8 protein-coding genes are annotated in these 6,257 nt (G+C 40.4%); 1 reads left to right on the forward strand and 7 read right to left on the reverse strand.

The window, feature by feature from the left end; translation table 11 throughout:
* Positions 1-2: 2 nt before the first annotated feature.
* Genes Q0K35_RS01595 through Q0K35_RS01605 form a run of 3 tightly spaced genes read right to left on the reverse strand, consistent with a single transcriptional unit; the run spans position 3 to position 2,222 of the window.
* Positions 3-794, reverse strand: a complete 792-nt coding sequence (locus tag Q0K35_RS01595) for a transporter substrate-binding domain-containing protein (RefSeq protein WP_294560926.1) — start codon at positions 792-794, stop codon at positions 3-5.
* Positions 791-1,969: a MalY/PatB family protein gene (locus Q0K35_RS01600; RefSeq protein WP_294560927.1), complete on the reverse strand. Its 1,179-nt coding sequence runs from the start codon at positions 1,967-1,969 to the stop codon at positions 791-793. The genes Q0K35_RS01595 and Q0K35_RS01600 overlap by 4 nt, the downstream gene beginning before the upstream one ends.
* Before the next feature lie 13 nt (positions 1,970-1,982).
* A complete protein-coding gene (locus tag Q0K35_RS01605; protein ID WP_294560928.1) occupies positions 1,983-2,222 on the reverse strand; it encodes a hypothetical protein in 240 nt (79 codons plus the stop codon).
* 130 nt (positions 2,223-2,352) lie between these two features.
* Here Q0K35_RS01605 and Q0K35_RS01610 point away from each other — a divergent pair, with 130 nt between their 5' ends.
* A complete protein-coding gene (locus tag Q0K35_RS01610) occupies positions 2,353-3,246 on the forward strand; it encodes a LysR family transcriptional regulator (protein ID WP_294560929.1) in 894 nt (297 codons plus the stop codon).
* 15 nt (positions 3,247-3,261) lie between these two features.
* Here Q0K35_RS01610 and Q0K35_RS01615 read toward each other — a convergent pair whose 3' ends face one another.
* The 4 genes from Q0K35_RS01615 to Q0K35_RS01630 form a co-directional block, all read right to left on the reverse strand.
* Positions 3,262-3,591, reverse strand: a complete 330-nt coding sequence (locus Q0K35_RS01615) for an antibiotic biosynthesis monooxygenase (RefSeq protein WP_294560930.1) — start codon at positions 3,589-3,591, stop codon at positions 3,262-3,264.
* A 10-nt stretch (positions 3,592-3,601) separates the two neighbouring features.
* The gene (locus tag Q0K35_RS01620; RefSeq protein WP_294560931.1) at positions 3,602-4,639 is read right to left on the reverse strand and encodes an aldo/keto reductase; all 1,038 of its coding nucleotides are present in this window, start codon (positions 4,637-4,639) and stop codon (positions 3,602-3,604) included.
* Positions 4,640-4,716: 77 nt separating this feature from the next.
* Entirely contained in the window at positions 4,717-5,388 is a 672-nt protein-coding gene (locus Q0K35_RS01625) for a DUF4405 domain-containing protein (protein WP_294560932.1), read from the reverse strand.
* A gap of 10 nt (positions 5,389-5,398) precedes the next feature.
* Positions 5,399-5,941 (reverse strand): flavin reductase family protein, encoded by a 543-nt coding sequence (locus Q0K35_RS01630; RefSeq protein ID WP_294560933.1) that lies wholly within the window; start codon positions 5,939-5,941, stop codon positions 5,399-5,401.
* Positions 5,942-6,257 lie beyond the last annotated feature (316 nt).

Genomic DNA, 6,257 nt, shown 5'->3' on the forward strand with positions numbered 1-6,257 from the left:
ATTTACTCCTGCTCAGTTACATCCATACCAAAATATTTCTCTGAAATCGCACGTAATTCACCTGAAGCACGCATCTCATCCAAAGCCTTGTTGATTGCCTCTAAAAAGCTTGTTTCACCCTTTCTCACCGGAACCAGTGAAGATGAAGTAGAATCAGTATAGGCAACGATCTTTACAGGTTCATCCGGATGGTTACGCATATAATCACCAAAAGCCGTTTCCGCATTCAACGTAACATCAGCACGTCCTGTTCTTAACAGATCCATGACCTGATTTACCGTATCGACGCTTACCAGCTCTGCACCGTATTCCTCAGCCATACGTCCCCAGCTGCTTGTCAAATTCTGGGCAGCACGTTTACCGGCAATATCCTCAAAAGAAGTAACATCTGTATTGCTTTCAGGAACCAGTAAAGCACCACGAACATATGTATAAGGTTCAGAAAAATCATACTTTTCGGCACGCTCCTCAGAATATTCTACTTCGTTGATGACCGTATCCACTCTTCCCGAATCCATGGCCGCAAACAAAGAATCCCATTCTGCTTCAAAGAATTCAACATCAACACCTAAATGTTCACCGATCGTTCTTGCAACCTCCACATCAAAACCAACTAAATTGCCATCTTCGTCATGATAGCTGTTTGGTGAATAGGTTCCCTCTGTTCCAACGACCATGACACCTTTTTCCAATATCTGGCTCAGCTGATCCTCAGATTCATTTTCATTTGAACAAGCGCTTAACACCGTACAAGCCAAAGCAAGGCTCATTCCCATTTTTAATAATTTCTTCATTTTATTTCCTCCGTTTCTTTTTCCAACATTTCAATACCTGTTTTCAATCTTTTCAAAGCATCATCGATCATACTTCTCGGATAAGCTGTATTCATCCTTAAATAATGAAAGCCGTCGCCCCGATAGATCTTTCCCGAAGACAAGATCAAACCTGTTTTCTCTCTTAGATATTTCGCAAGCGTATCTGAATCGATGTCCAATTCACGGCAATCGATCCATAAAAGATATGTCGCTTTTGAATCCAATACCTTCAATCCTTTGATTTCACGCCGGATATATTCACGCACCCGCTGTTTATTTTCAAAGATATAAGCTCTTAATTCATCCAGCCAATATTCCGAACGATCAAAGGCAGCAACCGTTGCATCCATCGCAAAGGCATTCGGCTCAGCCACCTCATCCGTATTAATGGCCCGATTGATACGATTCCGAAGCCCCTCATTCGCAACGATGATCGCCGCACTCTGCAATCCGGCAAGATTAAACGTCTTTGAAGGAGCAACACATATGATGCTGTTCTGAAGACAGCTTTCAGATACCGTACCATACGGTATATATTCTTCATGCGGATCTGTCAGATCGCAATGAATCTCATCGGATAAGACAACCACATGATATCTTTCACAAAGCTCTCCGATACGTCGCAATTCTTCCCTTGACCAGATCTTTCCGATCGGGTTATGAGGATTGCACAGAATCATCATCGTCGTCTGAGGATCGGCAAGCTTCTTTTCTAAATCTTCAAAATCAATCTCATAATCGCCATCCTTTTCAATTAACGGACATTCCAAGGCAACCCTTCCATTATTTAAAATAGAATTGAAAAAGATATTATAGACCGGTGTCAAAACGACAATCTTTTCGGCAGGCGTCGTAATCTTACGGACACTGCTGGAAATTGCCGGTATCACCCCTGTACAGAACATGAGCCATTCCTTTTTTATTTCAAAATGATGTCGCCGCTTCCACCATGAAATGAGGCTTCTCTGCCATTCTTCCGATACATCACTGTAACCGAAAATACCATGTTTGACTCGTTTTGACAAGGCTTCGATAATTTCCGGTGCAGCCTTAAAATCCATGTCTGCTGTCGATAAAGGAAGCTCATTTTCCAATACGTCCCACTTTGAAGAATTCGTTCCTCTTCGATCTGTCACTTCATCAAAATTAATCATCTTTTCCCTCCATTCATTTTTTTCCTTTTTCATCATCTTCGATCTGGTACGAAAAATAATCCAAACAATCGATCTGACGTTGTCCTTCATGTACCTGCTCCAACAGTTTTTTACGATGCTGGGAAATTACCTTCTTTCTTTTTTTTATATCTCCTTTCTCACAGCATTCGATGATACAGTCAATCGTATCACAGTCACAGCCGGCATCTTTTAGATTTTGTTTAATCGTATCTTCTGTTAGTTTCTTTTTCATGATCACATCTTTCCTTTGCAGATATATTCTATCACCATGTCATTCAAATAACCAATACTTATATTTAATACTTTACTATTCTTGATATGAATAGCAAAATGAATTATAATACTCATCAGGAGGGATGATCATGGAACTACGAGTCTTAGAATATTTTTTAGCGATCGCACGTGAACAGAACATTTCTGCGGCTGCAGAATTTCTTCATCTGTCCCAGCCAACCCTTTCACGACAGATGAAAGAGCTGGAGGAAAGTCTGGGGAAAGTGTTATTTATCCGCGGCAACCGTAAGATAAGTCTTACTGAAGAGGGCATGATCCTGCGGAAACGGGCACAGGAGATTTTAGACCTGGTTAAGAGGACAGAAGATGAGATCTCACTTACAGATGAGATCGTTGCCGGAGATATCTATATCGGTGCCGGTGAAACAGAAGCGATCCGTCTGATTGCCAAGGCCCTTTATCATTTACATGGCGATTATCCTAAGATCTGCTGTCATATTGCCAGCGGCGATACGACAGATGTGATCGAACGACTGGATCGCGGACTTTATGATTTTGGCTTTATACTCAGCCAGGTTGACAATTCAAAATATGAATATATCGAAATTCCTTATCATGATACCTATGGCATTCTGATGAGAAAAGATCATCCTCTGGCAGATAAAAAAGAAATTACACCTCAGGATCTCGAACAGCTGCCGCTCATCGTAAATAGAAATATCCATGATGGCGACCTATTTACGACATGGCTAAAAAAAAGCAGCGATGAGATCAATATCGTCGCTACTTATAATTTATTATATAATGCTTCTATCATGGTAGAGGAAGGATTGGGATGCGCACTGGCACTCGACAAGATCATCAATGTATCCAAGCACTCAAAGCTCTGCTTCATTCCGCTGGCCCCTCCTCTGCAAATAAAAATATATCTTATTTGGAAAAAATATCAAAAGCTATCAAAAGCCGGTGAAAAATTTTTAGAAAAAGTCTACGATATGTTTGAAGACCAGCCTCAATCATAACAAATCAAGCGAAGCTTACCTGACAAATTTTTTATCTGCTCCCGTAATTCCCTGATCATCCGGTATATAGCGTTTTGCTTCCATGTGCAGATCATACTTTTCCCTCAGCTTCATGATCTCATTCATCAGCTCTGATGCATGATGACGATCAAGTGCTGCCTGATCTTTCCATGCATCGATCAGCAAAACAGTTTCAGGATCTTTCATCGAATAAAAATAATCATAGCCTTCATTTCCTTCGACATGACGGATACGATCCGCAATCCCGCTGCTTTCCATTTCCTCAGCAAACTTTACTGCATTTTTGTTTTCACCTTTATAAAATAAATTCATGATAATGCTCATACAGAACCTCCTAGATTGTCTGGTCACCCGTTGACCAGACATGTTTTTCATTTGCCGCTGATTGCGTATTCTGGGCCATGACACCAACTAAGGCATGCGGCACATAACACTCCTCCAGATACGTCATTTCTTCTTCGCTCAGTTTCAAATCAACTGCCCTGACAGCCTGTTCGATATGACTGACCTTCGTCGTACCGACGATCGGTGCGGTTACCTTAGCTAACAGCCAAGCCAATGATATCTCCGTCATGCTGACACCATGCTTATCAGCCAGTTCCATGACTCTTCCAATGATGACATGGTCCTGTGCTGCCGTCGCATCATATTTCAGCTTTGCATAACTATCTTCGACCAATCTCTTGCTCGTTTCATTCGGACGTTTGGATAATCTTCCACCGGCTAAGGCACTATATGGCGTCATAGCGATATTGTCCTGTGCACACAGCTTGGCCATCTCTCTTTCTTCTTCCCTGAAGATCAGATTATAATGCCCCTGTACCGACACAAATTTCGCAAAACCATATTTTTCAGCCAGCGCATTCGCCTGTGCCAGCTGAAAAGCAAAACAATTGGAAATACCGATATATCTCGTCTTACCGGATTTCACCATATTATTCAAGCCTTCCATGATATCATAGAGCGGGCTTTGATAATCCCACATATGATAAATATAAAGGTCCACATGATCCATACCTAAATTTTCCAAGCTCTTATTCAACATTCTTTCGATATGCTGCTGGGCACTGATTCCCCTCTCGATCTCCTCCGCAGTACGCGGCAGAAATTTAGTGGCAACCACGACCTCATCTCTTTTCGCAAAATCACGCAAGGCACGTCCCAGATACTGTTCGCTGGTTCCGCTTTGATAAGCAATTGCCGTATCAAAAAAATTTACGCCCAATTCAAGTCCGCGATGAATGATCTCTCGGCTCTGCTTCTCATCAAGCGTCCAGGAATGCTGGCCTTTATGAGGATCACCAAATCCCATACATCCCATACAAACCGCTGACACCTTTAAATCTGAATTACCTAATTTCCGATATTCCATAATTCCTCCTCCATGATCTTTTTCCTAATATCCATCAATCCAAGGCTTTTGGCATCACAGCCAGATTCTTTCCTATATTATCTCCCTCTTGAAAAAAAACGCAACACTTTTGAAAGATAATATGCGATAAATATAAAGAAACCCATCAAAGCCAGATAATCAAGATAAAACTGAATGACTGATTCACTGAAATCTAAAAATACAAATTCTGTGCGAACAAACATATACGTCATAAAATCCCGTTGGATAAACTGCATAAGCCCTATACAGGCGATCACCATGGCAATCAAAAACAACAAGCATGATTTGAGATGATGAGCAAAGTGAAGATGCTTATGTGCAAGTCCAAGAACCATCCGCCAATGCAAGCCTATATGTAAGGCCATAAGCACATAGCTCCAGTAAGCAGTGGCCATATGCAAGACTCTGGCGAAGGATATCAAACCTTGAAACTTCAAGAAAAATAATACATGCTCAGATAACAGGATACTGCTTGTCACAAGCCCGATCATATCGGCTACCAACAATATGTCGATCACGCACAAAATGACGCGTATCCATGTATATCTGCCATGAATAAGACTTTTATACCAATGCACATTCAAGATATGATGCATCACAAATAAGAAAAACAAGAAAAATCCAACCCACTCATGAGCTGCTTCTTTCCAGAACTGATAACCCATCAAAAACAAGAGGCATATCGTCATAAGGATATCGATTGCAAGTTTTATCTGATGTTTTTTCATCCTTCACCTTTTATTTATGAAATGTCATACATTTTCCTAAGACATCTCCTGTTTTTAAATATTCATAGGTAGGCATTTCAAATAAAACAGGCTTTAATTTTCGATAATCGATCTTATCATTTTCATTTAAGACAGATTCATCTGCATATGTAGCTTTGATCTTACAAATAAAGCTTTCAAATCCTTTTGTTTCATAAATATCATCTACGACACAATCCATGACAAGCAAAGATTTCTTCATGAGCGGTGCTCCCGATTCCATGACTTCATATTCAAACAAGCCTGACTTATCCTCAGTATGACCGCTGACACAGCCAACATGATCGGCTTGCGGCAAAAGATCTTCATCTATGATATTGACTGAGAGCGCCTTTGTTTCTTTGATGCCCTTATTCGTATAATGCGGCTGAGCCAGACTTATCATGATGCGGTCATGACCGATGATGCCTACATGACCTACCAATACCCAGTTCGGCTTACCTTCTACCATAGCTCCTACAACTACTAAAGGTGTAGGATATAAAGCTAACACTGATCCAATATTCTTCTTCATACATTCTCTCCTTTTTTTACTAAATTCCAACAAGGACCATAACGTCCATCTCTAAACAAACCTGAAGCTCTGGCACATTGACTGACAGCTGTTATCAATCGTGTCAAGAGTGGCAGTCATTTAATGCATTTTTCTTGATTTACCCGATGCAAATCAAAAAGCATTAAATGATAAGCATTAAATATGTATAAAGACCTCCTTTACATATAAGATTATAGAATCGAATTCTTAATATGTAAATTACTTATAATCTATAATGAATCATGCCTTTTATGCATGAATCACCAAGAAAATGATTTTCCTCTGATTCCTTGCT

The organism is uncultured Traorella sp., from assembly GCF_944327115.1.
Lineage (GTDB): Bacteria > Bacillota_I > Bacilli_A > Erysipelotrichales > Erysipelotrichaceae > Traorella.

Bases quoted from the DNA above. Each gene is read 5' to 3' on its own strand.
- Q0K35_RS01625 (WP_294560932.1), bottom strand. From the start codon at position 5,388: ATGAAAAAACATCAGATAAAACTTGCAATCGATATCCTTATGACGATA.
- Q0K35_RS01630 (WP_294560933.1), bottom strand. From the start codon at position 5,941: ATGAAGAAGAATATTGGATCAGTGTTAGCTTTATATCCTACACCTTTA.
- Q0K35_RS01600 (WP_294560927.1), bottom strand. From the start codon at position 1,969: ATGATTAATTTTGATGAAGTGACAGATCGAAGAGGAACGAATTCTTCA.
- Q0K35_RS01620 (WP_294560931.1), bottom strand. From the start codon at position 4,639: ATGGAATATCGGAAATTAGGTAATTCAGATTTAAAGGTGTCAGCGGTT.
- Q0K35_RS01615 (WP_294560930.1), bottom strand. From the start codon at position 3,591: ATGAGCATTATCATGAATTTATTTTATAAAGGTGAAAACAAAAATGCA.
- Q0K35_RS01595 (WP_294560926.1), bottom strand. From the start codon at position 794: ATGAAGAAATTATTAAAAATGGGAATGAGCCTTGCTTTGGCTTGTACG.
- Q0K35_RS01605 (WP_294560928.1), bottom strand. From the start codon at position 2,222: ATGAAAAAGAAACTAACAGAAGATACGATTAAACAAAATCTAAAAGAT.
- Q0K35_RS01610 (WP_294560929.1), top strand. From the start codon at position 2,353: ATGGAACTACGAGTCTTAGAATATTTTTTAGCGATCGCACGTGAACAG.